The organism is Methylorubrum sp. B1-46 (assembly GCF_021117295.1).
In the GTDB taxonomy this organism is placed as follows: Bacteria; Pseudomonadota; Alphaproteobacteria; order Rhizobiales; family Beijerinckiaceae; genus Methylobacterium.
Genome location: NZ_CP088247.1, coordinates 1,994,645 through 2,010,534 on the forward strand (window position 1 = coordinate 1,994,645; position 15,890 = coordinate 2,010,534).

Sequence of the window (15,890 nt, forward strand, 5' to 3'; positions counted from 1 at the left end):
TCCCGCACCGGCCGGTGCGGGAGCCTTCTATTTTGGACGCTGCTCCGAACTCCGTCAAAGGGATGATCCCTTTGGAATCCCGCTAGGGCTTGTCCTCTCCACTGCGGAAGAGCTGGCCGGCCACATCGTTGACCGTGGGCGGCGTGGCGCGAACGAAGGGGAGGGGCCGGCACACGGCGAGCGCCGCGAGGCCGAAGCGGGCGGTCATCAGGCCGTTGAGCACGCCCTCGCCCAATTTGGCCGAGACGCGAGCAGCAAGCCCGAGGCCGAGCACTTGGTGCAACATGCCCTCGCCTACGGCCATGCCGCCGGTGACGGTGAGATGGGCGAACGCCGCGCGCGCGAGCCGGAGGAAGCCGAGCAGGCCGGGCCGCCCGCCATAGATTGCCGCGATCCGGCGCAGCAGCCGGGCGGCGGAAAAGACCACGAAGGCGACATCGACGATGGCCCGCGGGCTGAGCGCGGTGACGGCTGAGACCTGGCTTGCCGCCTGGGCGATGGCCGCCTTGGCCTGTCGGTCGAGGGGTGCGAGCAGCTCGCCCTCGGCCAGCGCCAGCCGGTCGTCGACGTCGAGGATCGCGTCGCCCACCGCATCGAGGCGGCGAACGCCGCCGGCCAGTGCCGGCCGGTCGGCGTAGAAGCCCCGCAACGCCTGCACCACCTCCTGCGCCGCGGTGTGGTCGCGGGTCGAGAGCGCGGCGAGCGCCCGTTCACGCAAAGCCTCGATCTTGCGCTCACGCCAGACGCCGAGTGCCTCGCGGGCGACGATGGCGGTCAGTGCGATCACGGCGACGAGCAGCAGCGCCAGCGCGACCCAGCCGAGCCAGGGCGCCGTGGCGAACAGGTCGGCGATCAACCGTTCGACCGAGAGCCCGACGGCGATGGTGACGAGGCCGCCGAGCGCGCTGAACAGGATCGACAGCCACGGCGCCCGGCGCTTGGGCGCCACCGGCACCGCGACGCCGTCGGCGGCATCCACGATCTCGTAGGGCTCCTCGACGAAGCGCACATCCGGCCGCGGCGGGGGCGGCGCCTCGGCGGTGGCCGCTTCCGGCGGGGGCTGATCTCCGGAGGGGAGGCGGAAGGCGCGCGGGCGCTGCGGGTTGGTCACGTCAGCCGATCCCCGATCAGGAACTGCATGGCCCGGTCGAGCCGGATCTGCGGCAGGTGGCCCGGCCGCCCGAGCGCGTCGGGCTTGACCGGCGGCGGGCGGAAGCGCGGGAAGCGGAACGAGCCTGGCGGGACTGCCCCGTCGAGCACCGCCTGCGGGTCGGCCGGCAGCTCGCCGGGAAACACCGCGGCCTCGCAGAGCCCGTCGAAGATCTCGTCGCCGACATGCTCGCCCGCCTCCGGCGTGCCGGAGACGGCGCGCAGGACCTCGCCGCCATCATGCACCGTGGTCTCGCGGGTGGCCCGTACCGAGGCCAGCGCCACGGTGCCGACCCGCGCACCCGCGGCCTCGGTCCGGCGCATGGCGCGGGAGACGAGGAGGCGCAGCAGCGCGTCCAGCCGGTCGTGGCTCGACTGGTGGAGATGATCGGCCTTGGTGGCGGCGAACATGATCCGGTCGGCCCGCGGCGCGAAGAAGCGCGAGAGCAGGCTGTTGCGGCCGATCCGGAAGGCGAGCAGCACGGCGTCGAGCGCCTCCTCCAGCTCGGCCAGAGCCGCCGGGCCGGAATCAACCGCCGAGAGCACGTCGACCAGGACGATCTGCCGGTCGACCCGCTGGAAATGCTCGCGGAAGAACGGCTCCACCACCTTGCTCTTGTAGGCCTCGAACCGCCGCTCCATCAGCGCGCCGAGGCTGCCGGGAACTTGTGTCTCCTCCAGGCGGTCGAGGGGGGCGAAGGTCAGCATCGGCGAGCCGGCGAGGTCGCCCGGCATCAGGAAGCGCCCCGGCGGCGTGGTGGCTACCGATTCCGCACCGGCGCGCAGCGCGGCGAGATAGGCTTTGAAGGCGTTGGCGGCGCGCTCGGCCAGCACCTCGTCGAGGGGAGCAGTGGGATCGAGGTCCCGCATCAGCGCGAGCCAGGGCGCGGCGATCTCGGCCCGGCCCGCCCGGCGGGTGCCGGCGATGGTGGCGCGCGACCATGCCACGTAACTCTGATCGACCAGCGCCAGATCGAGCAGCCACTCGCCCGGATAGTCCACCACGTCGAGCATCAGCGTCGCCGGGCCGCTGCGCCAGCCGCCCGCGCGTTCGTACTCGATGGCGAGGCGGAATTGGCTGATCCGGTCGGTCGAGCCCGGCCAGCGCCGCGTCTCGGTCAGCGCCGAGAAATTCTCCTCGAAGGGAAAGCGCGGCACGTCGTCGTCGGGCTGCGGTACGAGCCGCGCCCGGCGCAGGCGCCCGGCTTGCGCCGGCTCGAAGGCGGGCAGCGCGTGGCCCTCCACGAGATGGTGGATCAAGGCGGTGGTGAACACCGTCTTGCCCGAGCGGGCGAGACCGGTGACGCCGAGGCGCAGCGTCGGCTGGATCAGCAGATCGCTGGAGGCTTCCGCGAAGGCCTTGATCGCGGAACCCGCTTGCGCGGCGTAGTCGAAGAGAGGCGGCAAGGCGGGCTCTGGCGGCGGGCTTCGAGGGGGAAGCGGGACGGGCTGTCAGGTGGCGCGGCGGAGCGGCGATCTCAAGACGCGGAAGATCCTTGTTGCTCCCTCACGCCGCCCGCAGCGCTCGGATCGCGCCGAGCGTATCCATCCGCAGCGTCGCGAGGCGGTGGATCAGGCCGGGCAGGTCGCCGCCGTCCCGGCAGGCCGCCTCGATCTCGCGGCACAGATCGGACAGGGCGACAAAGCCGAGGGCGCCCGCTGCGGCGACCATGGCGTGGGCGTCGTAGGCGAGCTGCTCCCGGTCGAAATCGATCCGGTTCGGCTCGACGCCCTCCGGGAGGAAGCGCAGTTCGAGATCGAGCTCGAGCAGCGAGAGGAGTGACAGCACGCGCTCGCGGCCCATCGTATCCTGCACGGCGGCGAAGGCAGCCCGATCGAGCACGGGACCCTCACCGGGCTCGCCGGCGCCGAGCACGGGCTGAGGGCGGAAGGGGGAAGGCCTGTCGTCCTGCCGGGGCGCCGCGGTGACCGCCGCCTCTTCGCGCACCCGCTCCGCGCCGACGGGCCGCCAGCGCTCGATCACGGCGCGGAGCTGGGCGCGCTTGAAGGGCTTGCCGATATGGTCGTCCATGCCCGCCGCGATCAGGTCGTGGATCTGTCCGTCGAGGACGTTCGCCGTCATCGCCACGATCGGCAGGCGGGCGGCGGGGCCCGCCATGGCTCGGATCCGGCGGGTGGCGGTCAGGCCGTCCATCCCCGGCATCTGCACGTCCATCAGCACGACGGCGTAGGGGGCGGCGCCGCCGTCCGGGCCGTAGGCCGCCTCGACGGCCGCGAGCGCCGCGTGCCCGTCGCCCGCCACATCGACGCGATAGCCCTCCGCCTCCAGCACGGCGCGAGCCAGCGTCTGGTTGATCGGGACATCTTCCACGAGCAGCAGACGGACGCCTTCCGCCGCATCCGGGCGGCGGGTCAGGATGGAGGCCTCGGCCACGGGTGGCGCGGCGCCGCGCGGCAGGGCCAGGGTGAACCAGAACGTCGAGCCGACGCCCTCCAGGCTCTCGACCCCGATCTCGCCCCCCATCATGGTGACGAGGCGGTGGCAGATCGCGAGGCCGAGCCCCGACCCGCCGAAGCGCCGGCTGATCGAGCCGTCGACCTGGCTGAAGGGTTTGAACAGCCGGTGTCGCTGCGAGGGCGCGATGCCGATGCCGGTATCGCTGATCTCGAAGCGCAGGGCTTCCAGGGGAAGGCCGTCGGCGCCGCGGACGGCGCCCTCGTAGCGGACGCTGAGCGTGACCGAGCCCGCCGGCGTGAACTTGACCGCGTTGTTGAGCAGGTTGAACAGCACCTGCCGCAGGCGGTTCGCGTCGCCGATCACGCTCGCGGGCAGGTTGGGGTCGATCCGCGCCTCGACGGTGAGCGCGCTCTTGAGGGCGCTGCCGCGCATGATCGCGACGGTGTCGTCGATCAGCTTGGCGAGACCGAAGGGAAGCGGATCGAGTTCGAGCTGGCCGGCCTCGATCTTGGAGACGTCGAGAACGTCGTTGACCACGGTGAGCAAGGCTTCGCCCGACACGCGGATCAGTTCCAGACGGCGCTGATCCTCTGCATCCCGGCCGGGCCGGTCGAGCAGCAGGTCGGCATAGCCGAGGATGCCGTTGAGCGGCGTGCGGATCTCGTGGCTCATGGCCGCGAGGAACTCGCTCTTGGCCGCGCTCGCCCGCTCGGCCTCCACCGTGGCGGCGCGGGCTTCGGCGGTGGCCGCGCGCAGGGCCGCCTCGGCCGCCTTGCGCTCGGTGATGTCGAGATGCAGCCCGAGCATCCGGTAGGGCCGGCCGTCACCGTCGTAGAGCGTGCGGCCGGAGGTATAGAGCCAGCGCCCACCCACCCGATATTCGGCGATGAAGCGGCTCTGGCTATCGACGGCGTGGTGGATCCGGTTCCAGGCCTCGACGACGTCGTCGGGGTGGATGGTCGCGGTCCATTCCGTCGGTGCCAGGGCGCGCGGTCCGCCGGTTTCCGGCAGGCCGTAGAGGCGCACGCTCTCCGGCGAGAGCACGGTGATGCCGGTGCGCAGGTTCCAGTCGAAGGTTCCGGCTTCCGCGCCTTCGAGGGCGATGCCGAGCAGGCGGCTCGTATCCTCCACGGCGAGCCGCGCGGAGACGATCTCGTCGATGTCGAGGGCGGTGCCGATCCACTCGGCCACCTTGGCCGGCTCGGCCGCGTTGCGAATCGGGGTCACCGACAGCTTGTGCCAGCGGTAGGAGCCGTCCCGTGCCTTCAGGCGCCACTGCCCGTCGTAACCCTGGCCGCTGGCTTGGGCCGTCTGCCACGCCGCCTCCATGGCCGCGGCGTCGTCGGGATGGTTGCGGGACAGCCGCTGCTCCCGCGCCGCGCCGATCGGTCCGTAATATTCCTCAAAGCGCGTGTTGGCGTAGGTCGCCTCGCCGCTGTCCGGATCGACGGTCCAAACCAGGAGCGGGAGGGCGTCGGCGAGGCTGCGGTAGCGCAACTCGCTGCGGCGCATCTCCGCCTGGATCTGCACCCGGTCGGTCACATCCATCAGGATGCCGAACAGCCCGATCGTCCGGCCCGCCTCGTCGGTCTTGCAGGTGCCCCGCACCATCACGTCGCGGACCGTTCCGTCGGGCCGCGCGAACCGCGCTTCGAACTCGAAATCCTGGCAGCCCGTGATCGCCGCGGCGATGACGGCCTCCACGCGTCCGCGATCGGCGGGATGGCACAACTGGGCGAGCCCGGGATGCCGACTCGCGGGGGCCGCCGGGTCGAGGCCGGCAATGCGCAGGAGGCTTTCCGAGTAGATCGGGTGGCCGCTGGCGAAGTTGATGCGCCAGTGGCCGACCTGGGCGATCTGCTCGGCCATGGTGAGGAGGGAGTTGGCGCTCGCCCGCCGCTCGATCTCCGCGCCCTGGGCGCGGATGGTGCTTTCGTGGATCTGGCGCAGCGCCCGCTCGGTGGCGAAGGCGAGGTTGTCGCGCCGCAGCCGCAACTGGTCCGTCACGATCTCGGCGAGGTCGCGCAGGGCCGCCTCGTCGTCGGGCGTGAAGGCTCGCGGTTGCGGATCGACGAGGCAGAGGGAGCCGAGCCGCACACCCGGCCGCAGGGTCAGCGGGGCGCCGGCGTAGAACACGATGTGGGGCGGGCCGGTGACGATCCCGAGTCCGGAAAAGCGCGGGTCGCGACGGGCGTCGGACACGACCAGCAGCGCATCCTGCTCGATCGTCCGGTCGCAGAAGGAGTCTTTGCGCGGCGTCTGGGTCGGCATGGTGCCCGCGCAGGCCTTCAGCCATTGCCGCTCGGCATCGACCAGGGAGATATAGGCGGCCGCGACGCCGAACAGGCGCTGCGCCGTCCGGCAGACGGCATCGAACTGCGCCTCCGGATCACTGTCCAGGATGCGCAGGGCGTGCAGGGCTGCGAGGCGCTCGGCCTCGCTCGCCGATCCCGTGGTCACGGTGTCACCTTCGTTCCGAACGCCGCGTATCCGCCTCCGATCATAGCCCCGCCCGTCCCGGCCCGTGATGCAACGCTCGGATGTCCTTCGATGCGCCGCGGGAGGGGGAGGGTCAAGGGTGGATTCGCCCCGCGCAGACGGGCTGCCTCCAATGCCCAGACCATTCCGAGCATCATGTAGACGTGCCGCCACTTTTCCACGTCGATCTGCATCGCCTGGACGAAGAACATCAGCAGCGCCGGGAACACGATCTGTGCATAGGCCCGGTAGGGCGAGGGGCGCAGCATCAGCCGGAAGCCGACGAAGCAAGTGGCCGCCACCAGGGCGATGAAGGTGGCGCCCGCGAGCCAGCCGCCGTTGGCGAAGCTGCCGATGTAGGAGTTATGCGGCTCCAGGTTGAAAATCTGGCGCCAGCGCAGCGGGCCAAGCCCGAGCGGCTCCTCCAGCATCATCCCCATGCCGCGGATCTGGTTGCCGAAGCGGCCGGTCTCGCCCTCGTCGTAATCCTGCGTGACCGCGGCGCGGGTCTGGAAGGTCTGGGCGACGCTGTCGATCGAGAGGAGCCCCGCGAGGGCGACCGCGCCGAATCCGACGGTGACGAGGCCGAGGGTCACGATCCGCCGCCGCAGGGCCCGCGAGCGGCTCGTCACGTAGAGCGCCCCAATCATCACGGTGACCGCGATCACCGTGCCGCCCCAGGAGCCGCGGGAGAACGACAGGAAGATGCCCGCCATCACGACGACGAGACTCGCCAGCGACAGGAGCGGCCACCGGGTCGAGCCCGAGAGGAGGCCGTGGATCAGGTAGAGCGCGCCCAGCGTCAGGAAGGAGCCGAACACGTTCGGGTCCTGGAAGGTGCCCGAGGCCCGGCCGTACTTGTAGAACAGGTCCTCGATGCCGAGGAGTTGCAGGTAGCCGACGATGCCCAGCGCCGCCGAGAGCACGCAACTCGCCGTATAGGCCTTGAGCGCGACCTCGATGCGCGCCCGCGTGTCGTCGGCATAGAGCATCGCGAAGAAGAGGCAGGTCACGATCAGGTAGGCGAGCTGCACCGTCCACGTCACCGAGAGGGGCTCGTTGAGGTAGGGCAGCAACGCGATCCCGATCCCCGTGAGGTAGACGAGGAGCAGGAGCACGAGGGGCACCGCCCCCCGGTGCAGGCGGATGCCGAGCGCCAGCCACAGCACGATCGTCGGGATCGCCACGAGGTCGTAGGGCGAGGCATCCGAGAAGGCGAAGCAGGCGAAGAAGATGAAGGCCGCGTGGAGGAGGGTCGCCAGCCCCTGGATGACGCGCAGGGCCGGAATGCGGCCCCAGGCGCCCGCGGCCCAACGCGACGGCGACGCGGCGGCCGTCGCGCCCGTCAGCGCGGCTGTCGTGGAGGACATCGGCGAACTCGAACTCTCGCGGGGTGCCGCGCACGCCACCTGCCCGAGCCGCTCGACGCGGCATCCGACAGGATTGCGGACCCCTCAACCGGGCTGATCGAACCACCGAAAGGTTGCGTTTTAACCAACGGCCCGAAAAGCGCTCCAGGCGCCCCTGTCAGGGCGTGACGCCGCGCCCGTGCCGCGGCGCCCCGACTTTCGCCAGCACCCGTACCGATCCGATCTTCGATCCGGCGCAGGATCAATCTCTCGAGGGATACAGGTCGAACGGCGCGGCTCTCGTGCCCATGACTGGAGCCGCGGACGCCGCAGCGTTTTGGTTCCCTATCAGCGGGTGCGCCACGGCACGGCACGCCGGGCAGGCGCTTCCCATATTCAGTCTATCGAAGACGAGGCGAGCCGTGATGGCCTGGTCCCACTGATATTCAGATCGGAGAAATTGATGAAAAACCGTATCGCTGCTGCTGTTGCCGGACTTGTTCTCGGCGTCGCTCCGCTCACGTCTGCCATGGCCCTCCCGCATGCCCATGCGTACCGGGCTCCGGTGGTGTCCGGCTGGTCGGCTCCGCTCGGCACCTATGACAGCCCGTTCTACGCCGCCTGCCCGATGAATTCGGCAGCTGAAGGCAACGCCAACCAGCAGAACTTCCCGGTCAAGCAGTACGGCCAGACCGCCGGCGGCAATCGCTGCTGATCCCACCGGATCGGGGCCGGTGCCACACCCCCCTTCCCTGACTGGATGCGGACTGCTTCGCCGACCCGACATCCGGTCGGCGACAGGCGCGCGGATCAAACGGATTGAAGGATGATGAAGGCGTTTTCTTACGGAATGATCGGTGCGCTTGTGGTCGGAATCGCGACCGCCGTGTTCGGCACCACGAGCCTGTTGTTCAACCCATGACGCCCGACCCATAGACCGGTCGCAGCAAGGGCCGCCCGCGAGGGCGGCCCAATTTTCGTGCACGGTCCCGATCGAAGCCGAAACCGCCGGGCGGAAGGCCGCCTCACACCTTGCAGGCGAAAAAGCCCTCGCGGATGGCCTCCGGGTCGAGGTTGCGGCCGATGAACACGACGCGAGAGACACGCGGCTCGTCGGCGCCCCACTCCCCCTGGACGTCGCCGTCGAGGATCATGTGCACGCCCTGGAAGACGAAGCGCTTCGGCTCGTCGGGGAAGGCGACGATGCCCTTGCAGCGCAGGATGTCCGGTCCCTGAACCTGGGTCAGGTTCGAGATCCAGGGCATGAACTTCTCCGGATCGACCGGGCCGTCGATCTTGGCGGAGACAGACTGCATCTGCTCGTCGTGGTGATGGTGGTGGCCTTCTTCCAGGAAGTCGGGCTCCACGTCGAGGATGCGCGAGAGGTCGAAGGCGTTGCGGTCGAGCACCTGATCGAGCGGGATCGCGCAACGCTCGGTGCGGTGGATCTTGGCCCACGGGTTGATCGCGCGGATCTGGCCCTCGACCCGGTCGAGGTCTTCGCCCGAGACGAGATCGGACTTGTTGAGCAGGATCACGTCGGCAAACGCGATCTGGTTCTTGGCCTCGGGCGCGTCGGCGAGCCGATCCGTGAGCCATTTGGCGTCGGCCACCGTCACCACCGCGTCGAGCCGGGCGGCCTCGCCGACATCCTGATCGACGAAGAAGGTCTGGGCGACGGGGGCGGGATCGGCGAGCCCGGTGGTCTCGACGATGATCGCGTCGAACTTGCCGCGCCGCTTCACCAGCCCGTCCATGATGCGGATCAGGTCGCCGCGCACGGTGCAGCAGACGCAGCCGTTGTTCATCTCGAACACTTCCTCGTCGGCGCCGACCACGAGATCGTTGTCGATGCCGATCTCGCCGAACTCGTTGACGATCACGGCGTAGCGCTTGCCGTGCTGTTCGGTGAGGATGCGGTTGAGCAGCGTCGTCTTGCCCGCTCCGAGATAGCCGGTGAGCACCGTCACCGGGATCTTCTCGGACGAGGCAGCGAGGGGGGAGGCGTCGGACATGGAGGGCCTGGGCAGCGTGTATGGTGAGGGGATGTCAGGCTGTCATATTGTATCATCCGGGTCGGATGGAAGGTCGCCGGCCTGCCCGCGAAGCGCTTCGACGGCGATACGAAGGCGCGGCAGCCCATCGACCACGACGTTCCAGACAATCCGCTCGGACAGACCGTGATATTCGTGGCGCAGGATGTTGCCGATGGCGCGTACCTGATGCCAGGTGATCTCGGATCGCAGCGCCTTGATGTCGTCCGGGACGGCGCGGCTCGCTTCCGAGATGATCTCGATGCCCCGCTCGACGCCGTGCTTCAGCAGCCAGTTCCGGCAAAAGGCATCGAAGTCCTGTCCCGCCGTCGCTTCGGCGATCCCGTCGAGGGCAGCCAGCATGTCGTCCAGGGCATGCCGATAGTCGCGCCGCGCCATCAGAACACACGCAGCGCCGTGGTCTCGATCCGATCGCGCAGCCGAGGGTGCAGCCCGTCGCGGGTCGTGATGTCGATCACGGTCCCGAGCCGGTCTTCCAAGAGCAGCTTGATGCCGACGAGATCGAAGGCGTTGAAGCGGCTCGCCGGATCGTAATCAATGAAGAGATCGAGATCGCTGTCCGCGCGTGCCTCGCCCCGAGCCGTGGAGCCGAACAGGTAGAGCGATGTGGCGCCCATGGTGCGCACGGCATCGGCGTTGTCGCGAAGCCGGTTGATGGCGTCCATCCTGTTCATCGGTCGCGCGCTCCGTCCTCCGCACCCTATCAACTCTTGCGCGCCGGCTGCAGCCCTTCGCCCAGCGCCGCCAGCGTCCGCTCGAAGCCTTCCGGACCGGCGAGGAAGCGCTCCAGCAGGAGTGCTCCCTCCAGCGCTGCCACGATCAGCCGGGCCTGGGCCTGCGGGTCGAGGCCGGCGCGGACGCTGCCGTCGACCTGCCCCTCCTCGATCACCCCGGCGAGCCAAGCGATGTGCTTGTCGAAGAAGGCGGTGATGGCCCGGCGCAGGGTCTCTGGGAGCGTTTCCAGCTCGACGGCGAGCGCCGCGCATAGGCAGCCGAGCCCCTGCTCGACTCCGCCGAGATAGAGCCGCCCATAGGCCTCGATCCGAGCGACCCCGTCATGGGTCGCGTCCGAGATCGCGTCGAGCGCCGCGTCGTAGCGCGCATCGTAGGCCTCGATCAGCGCCTGAGCGAGCGCTTCCTTGGTGCGGAAATGGTGATGGATGCTGGCCTTGCGGATGCCGACCGCCTCGGCGAGGTCGGCGTAGCTGAAGCCGGAATAGCCCCGGCCGCGCACCAAGATCTCGGCCTCGCTGAGGAGGGACGCGCGCGTGTCTCTCATCGTCCGTCCGTTCGTGTCGGACCGATCACGTGCTCGCGACGGCCCCCTTCGTTTCGCGAGGGTGGCACTTGACGACCGAAAAATCTACCTACTAGATGGTTTGCACTATATCGATAAAATCAGCGGGAGGACGCGGCCGATGTCGGCACGGACGTGCCTGGGTCACGAGTCCGGCGGGGGCGGGCGATGAACGCGGCTGTGGGCTCGTCCCTCACGCGCCGTGCGGCCCTGTTCGGGGGTCTGTGCCTGTGCTGCGTGCCGCGGCCCGGCTTTGCCGCCGACGCGCTGTCCATGGACGAGGTCGCGCCGGGCGTCTTCATCCGCCGGGGCCCGGACGCCGAAGCGACGCCCGAGAACGCCGACGGCATCGCCAATATCGGCTTCATCATCGGACGCGACGGGGTGCTCGTCACCGAATCCGGCGGTAGCCTCGCCGACGGGCAGTGGCTGCGCCGGGAGATCGCCCGGCGCACCGACAAGCCGATCCGTTACGTGATGCTCACCCACGTGCATCCCGACCACGTCTTCGGCGCCGCCGCCTTCCGGGGCGACAACCCGACCTTCGTCGGCCATGCGGGCTTGCGCGGCGCGCTCGATGCCCGCGGTGAATTCTACCGCCAGCGCCTCGCCGAGATCCTCGGGGCGGACAAGGCGGGGGAGGTCGTCTACCCGACGATGGAGGTGCGGGACACGGCGGAGATCGATCTCGGCGACCGCACGCTCCGGCTCACCGCCCACGGCAGCGCGCATACGACGTGCGACCTGTCGATGCTCGACACCGGCAGCGGGCTCCTGTTTCCCGCCGACCTTCTCTTCGTCGGCCGCGTTCCTTCGCTCGATGGCAGCCTGCTCGGCTGGTTCAAGGCGATCGAGCAGCTGAAGGCGGCCGGCGCCACCGACGCCGTGCCGGGCCACGGCCCGACGCGGGTGGCCTTCGCGCCGGCGATGGACGATCTCGCGCGTTATCTCTCGGCGCTGCGCGACGAGACCCGCAAGGCGGTGGCCGGTAGCGTGCCGATCGAGGCTGCGGTGCGGACGGTGGCGCAGGGCGAGCGGGACAACTGGGCCCTGTTCGACACCTATAACGGCCGCAACGTCACGCAGGCCTACCAAGAACTCGAGTGGGAATGACCCGCCGCACGCTCGGGGGCTAGAAGGAGACGACCATGAAACGCCTGATGCTCGCCCTTGGCCTGACGCTCTCCGCGGCGGCACTCGCGCCCGTCCCCGGCATGGCCGGCGCCACCGATACCGACGAGGAGCGTGCCGCCCGCTGGAGCGAGATCAAGGCGTCGATCTTCGGCGATCGGAAGGTCGAGGCCAGCCCGAGCGCGGTCGCCATCGACGCCCCCGCCCGCGCGCTTGATGCCGCCCTGGTGCCGATCGGCCTGACGCTCGCCGACAAGGACAGCGTCAAGGCCCTCTCCTTCGTCATCGATGACAACCCCTCGCCCTACGCGGCAAGCTTCACCTTCGGCCCGGCCGCCGATCCGGGCGAGATCAAGCTCCGGGTGCGGGTGAACAACTACACCAACGTCCACGCCGTGGTGGAGACCAAGGACGGCCGGCTTCTCGAATCCGCCAAGTTCGTCAAGGCGTCGGGTGGTTGCTCGGCGCCGATGGGCATGAGCGACGAGGAGGCGATGAAGGGCATGGGCGAGATGCGCATGAAGTTCGCCGGGGAGCCTCAGGCCGGCAAGCCGATCGAGGCGACGCTGATGGTCCGCCACCCGAATTTCTCGGGCATGCAGATGAACCAGCTCACCCGCGACTACACGCCCGCCCGCTACATCGAGAAGCTCGACGTGACCGCGGGCGACACGCTGGTGTTCCACCTCGCCGGCGACATCTCGATCGCCTCGAACCCGGTCATCAACTTTGCCATGCGGCCCGACATCCGGGGCCCGGTCAAGGTCGTGGCCTCCGACAACCAGGGCGGACGCTGGGAGCAGAGCTTCCCGCTTCCGTCGGCGAGCAACTGATGGCGAGGGAACGGAGCGTGCGAGTCATCGCCAGGGCCGCGGCCATCGGGCCCCTCCTCGTGCTTCTGCTCGGCGCGGCCGGGCCCGCCGACTCGCCGGTCAACGTGCCGGAGCCCGAGGGCCTCTATACCGGGCCACCGCGGGGCTACACCCCGGCGACCCTCAGGGGCGCGACGGTCATCGATCGGAAGGGGCTCGAAGCCTTGCTGCCGGAAGCTCCGGTTCTCATCGACGTGGTGCTCGCCGACCACCGGCCGGCCGGCCTGCCCGCCGACCGGCCCTGGTTGCCGACCCACCGCTCGATTCCCGGCGCGGTCTGGATGCCGGGGGCCGGCGGCGCGCCGCTCAGCCCTGAGAAGGAGGAGGCCTTCCTGCGGCGGGTGGCCGAGCTGACCGGCGGCGATCGGGCCAAGCCGGTGGTGACCTTCTGCCGGCCGGAATGCTGGGGCAGTTGGAATGCCGGCAAGCGGCTGGTCGCGGCCGGCTACAGCCGCGTCCACTGGTTCCCCCTCGGCGTCGAGGGCTGGCAGGACGACCATGACACCGCCGTCGCCAAGCCCGATCCGGCCTGGACGGCGGCCACTGGAGCGCGCGCGGCCGAGCGCTGAGGTCGCGAGGACTGAGGGCCATGGACAAGCGCGATGAGGACGTGCCGATGACGACCCGCCGCCATCTCCTCGCCTTCGCACCCGCGTTCTTGGCCTTCGGCTTGCCCGGTCCCGGTCTCGCAACGGAGCCGGTCGCCTACGACGCGCAGGCCTTCGAGGCGGCCCAGGGCGAGGGGCGGCCGATCCTCGTGCAGATCTCGGCGCCCTGGTGTCCGATCTGTCGAGTGCAGAAGCCGATCCTGGCGGCGCTCTCGGCCGATCCGCGCTTCAAGGCGCTCGCCGTCTTCACGATCGATTTCGACACGCAGCGTGACCTCGTGCGCCGCTTCGGGGCGCAGATGCAGAGCACGCTCATCGTCTACAAGGGCAAGACCGAAGTGGCCCGCTCAGTCGGTGAGACTCAGCCCGAATGGATCGAGCAACTCCTCGAAAAAGCGCTCTGACACATTGTTGCCATCATTTGGCTGGGCCGGTTCACGCGCCTGAATTTCGAGCAATCTCAAGTCTCTTCATGATCAAGCCGCGCCATTGACACCGATCAAGATGTGGCAGAAAAACGGCACGCCCGGAGGTGGTCCGAAGTCTTGGGAGGAAACGCCCGCAAAAGGGCAGACGGGGCGATCGCGTTAAACTTCACATTGTCCGTCGGCCTCTGGTCGGCGGCCGTCGCGTGAGGAACCGGGACGCCCCCGCAGGAGAAGGCCGAGCCCCTCCGGGTGACACTTCTCTTCCGATCCACCGGAACCGGCCCCTCGGCCCCCTGCGAGGCAGCGCGAACGGGCCTATAGAGGCGTTCCGCACCCCGTGCCCGGCCCGCCGGGCACCCCGGGAATGCCAGCCTTCCGGATCACGAGCCATGTCGCAGGTCGTTCAAACCCGTCGTCTCCAGGCGGTCGATCTGATCAAGCGCAAGGCCGAGAGGCGCAAGATCATCGCGCTCACGGCCTACCACGCGCACACCGCCCGCATCGTCGATGCCTATTGCGATTTCGTGCTGGTGGGCGACTCCCTCGGCATGGTCATGCACGGCATGGAATCGACCCTGCCGGTGACCCTTGAGATGATGATTCTCCAGGCCCAGGCGGTGATGCGCGGGACCTCGCGCGCCCTGGTCGTGGTCGACATGCCGTTCGGCTCCTACGAGGCGAGCCGCGAGCAGGCCTTCCTCAACGCCGCCCGCGTGCTCAAGGAGACGGGCGCTGGCGCGGTCAAGCTCGAGGGCGGCGCGCGCTTCGCCGAGACGGTCGCCTTCCTGACCGAGCGGGGGGTGCCGGTGATGGGGCATATCGGCCTCACCCCGCAATCGGTGAACACGATGGGCGGCTTCAAGGTGCAGGGGCACGGGGCCGGCGACGAGGACCGGCTGCGGGCCGATGCCCGCGCGATCAGCGATGCGGGCGCCTTCTCCATCGTCATGGAGGGCATCGTCGAGCCGGTGGCGCGGGCCATCGCCACCGATCCCGCGATCCGCGCGGCAACCATCGGCATCGGCGCGACCGCCGCCTGCGACGGGCAGATCCTCGTGCTCGAGGACATGTTGGGCCTCAGCGACCGGGTGCCGAAATTCGTGAAAAGCTTCGGCTCGCTGCGCACCCATATCGAGGAGGCGGTGCGCGCCTACGCCGACGAGGTGCAGGCGGGCCGCTTCCCGGCCGAAGGGCACACCTACCCGCCGCGGTAGCCGGTGTCGCCGTGCCGACGCCCCTACCGCGTCCGTGACTCGGGTCGGGTTAAGAGTGATTGGTTCGACCTCGTCAGAGGCTTCCGTTGGGCCGGCTCATCGGGGATTGCGACCCTCACGATGGCTTATTGCCCCCCGAATTTCCGTAAGAGGCGCGCATCCATCTTGATCAGCGCATCGTGGAAGGAACGCAGTTCCGGTCCGTTATCGTTGCGTGTCACCTGATGCGCGTGGCAGCCGGGTACGGACTCTGCGAATGAGAGCAGCGCCTCTTCCAGCTCCACGTCGTGCCGGGTCGGCGGAGGGGTTCGTAGCCCCATAGACATCAAGCGATTGTCAAACGGGATCTGTATCAGCGTCACTTCGCGGCTCTGCGCATCGACAGCGAGAATGTCGCGCAATAGGAGAGCCGGCTGGCCCAGTTTTCGGACCGCCTCGACCTTATCGAGAACTACGAATCCGCGTTGACGCAGAAATGCTTCGGCCTGCTTGTCGATGTTTGTAGAGTCCGGGTCATCGCAGGCCACATGGAAGGCCAGGTCGGGTCTAATCGACTGACTGCCGAGGCCGCTCGCCCAGTAGATCAAGATTGCACCGATGCCGAGACCGACCAAGCACAGGAGGCCGAAGAGGCCGAGAAGCGCACCGCGGATCGTCCGGCCTGCGAGGGAGGAAGCGGTCACCGGTTGTGATTTCTGGCCTGATTCGACGAATGCGATCATCCTTTTGATCATGGCTCAGTCGTCAATGGGCGCACAGCGCTTCAGGACGACAACCGTACGGTTTCGCCGCCCGACTGCGGTCATGTCGGTGCGAGACGGAGCCACTTAGCATGTGACCGCGCCGTTTCGTTCTTGCGGCTTGACGAAATGGCCCCCATCGGGCATTGAC

General features: G+C 69.1%; 15 protein-coding genes. 6 read left to right on the forward strand and 9 right to left on the reverse strand.

The features are described 5' to 3' along the window. Positions 1-82 precede the first annotated feature (82 nt). The 4 genes from LPC10_RS09320 to LPC10_RS09335 form a co-directional block, all read right to left on the reverse strand. On the reverse strand, positions 83-1,111 hold the full coding sequence (locus LPC10_RS09320) for a YcjF family protein (RefSeq protein ID WP_231346427.1): 1,029 nt from the start codon (positions 1,109-1,111) through the stop codon (positions 83-85). Beyond that, on the reverse strand, positions 1,108-2,556 hold the full coding sequence (locus tag LPC10_RS09325; RefSeq protein WP_231346428.1) for a YcjX family protein: 1,449 nt from the start codon (positions 2,554-2,556) through the stop codon (positions 1,108-1,110). Before LPC10_RS09325 ends, LPC10_RS09320 begins: the two co-directional genes overlap by 4 nt. Positions 2,557-2,656: 100 nt before the next feature. After that, a complete protein-coding gene (locus tag LPC10_RS09330; RefSeq protein ID WP_231346429.1) occupies positions 2,657-6,028 on the reverse strand; it encodes a PAS domain-containing protein in 3,372 nt (1,123 codons plus the stop codon). Next, positions 6,025-7,416 carry an O-antigen ligase gene (locus LPC10_RS09335; protein ID WP_231346430.1) on the reverse strand — a complete coding sequence of 464 codons (1,392 nt, stop codon included), beginning with the start codon at positions 7,414-7,416 and terminating at the stop codon, positions 6,025-6,027. The genes LPC10_RS09330 and LPC10_RS09335 overlap by 4 nt, the downstream gene beginning before the upstream one ends. A 442-nt stretch (positions 7,417-7,858) precedes the next feature. Here LPC10_RS09335 and LPC10_RS09340 point away from each other — a divergent pair, with 442 nt between their 5' ends. Then, complete coding sequence (locus LPC10_RS09340) at positions 7,859-8,110, forward strand: hypothetical protein (RefSeq protein WP_231346431.1); 252 nt, start codon at positions 7,859-7,861, stop codon at positions 8,108-8,110. A 310-nt stretch (positions 8,111-8,420) separates the two neighbouring features. Here the strand turns inward: LPC10_RS09340 and LPC10_RS09345 are convergent, their stop codons facing one another. The 4 genes from LPC10_RS09345 to LPC10_RS09360 are packed head-to-tail and all read right to left on the reverse strand — an operon-like array spanning position 8,421 to position 10,728. Then, positions 8,421-9,410, reverse strand: a complete 990-nt coding sequence (locus tag LPC10_RS09345) for a GTP-binding protein (protein WP_231346432.1) — start codon at positions 9,408-9,410, stop codon at positions 8,421-8,423. 42 nt (positions 9,411-9,452) lie between these two features. Further along, positions 9,453-9,827: a DUF86 domain-containing protein gene (locus LPC10_RS09350; RefSeq protein WP_231346433.1), complete on the reverse strand. Its 375-nt coding sequence runs from the start codon at positions 9,825-9,827 to the stop codon at positions 9,453-9,455. After that, positions 9,827-10,123 (reverse strand): nucleotidyltransferase family protein, encoded by a 297-nt coding sequence (locus LPC10_RS09355; protein WP_231346434.1) that lies wholly within the window; start codon positions 10,121-10,123, stop codon positions 9,827-9,829. The genes LPC10_RS09350 and LPC10_RS09355 overlap by 1 nt, the downstream gene beginning before the upstream one ends. Before the next feature lie 29 nt (positions 10,124-10,152). Further along, positions 10,153-10,728, reverse strand: a complete 576-nt coding sequence (locus tag LPC10_RS09360; protein ID WP_231346435.1) for a TetR/AcrR family transcriptional regulator — start codon at positions 10,726-10,728, stop codon at positions 10,153-10,155. Positions 10,729-10,914: 186 nt separating this feature from the next. Here LPC10_RS09360 and LPC10_RS09365 point away from each other — a divergent pair, with 186 nt between their 5' ends. From LPC10_RS09365 to panB, 5 genes are all read left to right on the forward strand, one after another. After that, a complete protein-coding gene (locus LPC10_RS09365) occupies positions 10,915-11,859 on the forward strand; it encodes a quinoprotein relay system zinc metallohydrolase 2 (RefSeq protein ID WP_370644689.1) in 945 nt (314 codons plus the stop codon). Between the two features lie 35 nt (positions 11,860-11,894). After that, positions 11,895-12,710 (forward strand): quinoprotein dehydrogenase-associated SoxYZ-like carrier, encoded by an 816-nt coding sequence (locus LPC10_RS09370; RefSeq protein WP_231346436.1) that lies wholly within the window; start codon positions 11,895-11,897, stop codon positions 12,708-12,710. A 17-nt stretch (positions 12,711-12,727) separates the two neighbouring features. Further along, positions 12,728-13,318, forward strand: coding sequence for a rhodanese-like domain-containing protein (locus LPC10_RS09375; RefSeq protein ID WP_231347007.1), 591 nt, complete (start codon positions 12,728-12,730; stop codon positions 13,316-13,318). A 47-nt stretch (positions 13,319-13,365) separates the two neighbouring features. Further along, positions 13,366-13,761 carry a thioredoxin family protein gene (locus LPC10_RS09380; RefSeq protein WP_231347008.1) on the forward strand — a complete coding sequence of 132 codons (396 nt, stop codon included), beginning with the start codon at positions 13,366-13,368 and terminating at the stop codon, positions 13,759-13,761. Positions 13,762-14,174: 413 nt separating this feature from the next. Then, a complete protein-coding gene (panB, locus tag LPC10_RS09385; protein WP_231346437.1) occupies positions 14,175-14,999 on the forward strand; it encodes a 3-methyl-2-oxobutanoate hydroxymethyltransferase in 825 nt (274 codons plus the stop codon). Positions 15,000-15,124: 125 nt separating this feature from the next. Here panB and LPC10_RS09390 read toward each other — a convergent pair whose 3' ends face one another. After that, the gene (locus LPC10_RS09390) at positions 15,125-15,721 is read right to left on the reverse strand and encodes a hypothetical protein (protein WP_231346438.1); all 597 of its coding nucleotides are present in this window, start codon (positions 15,719-15,721) and stop codon (positions 15,125-15,127) included. Between the last annotated feature and the right edge of the window lie 169 nt (positions 15,722-15,890).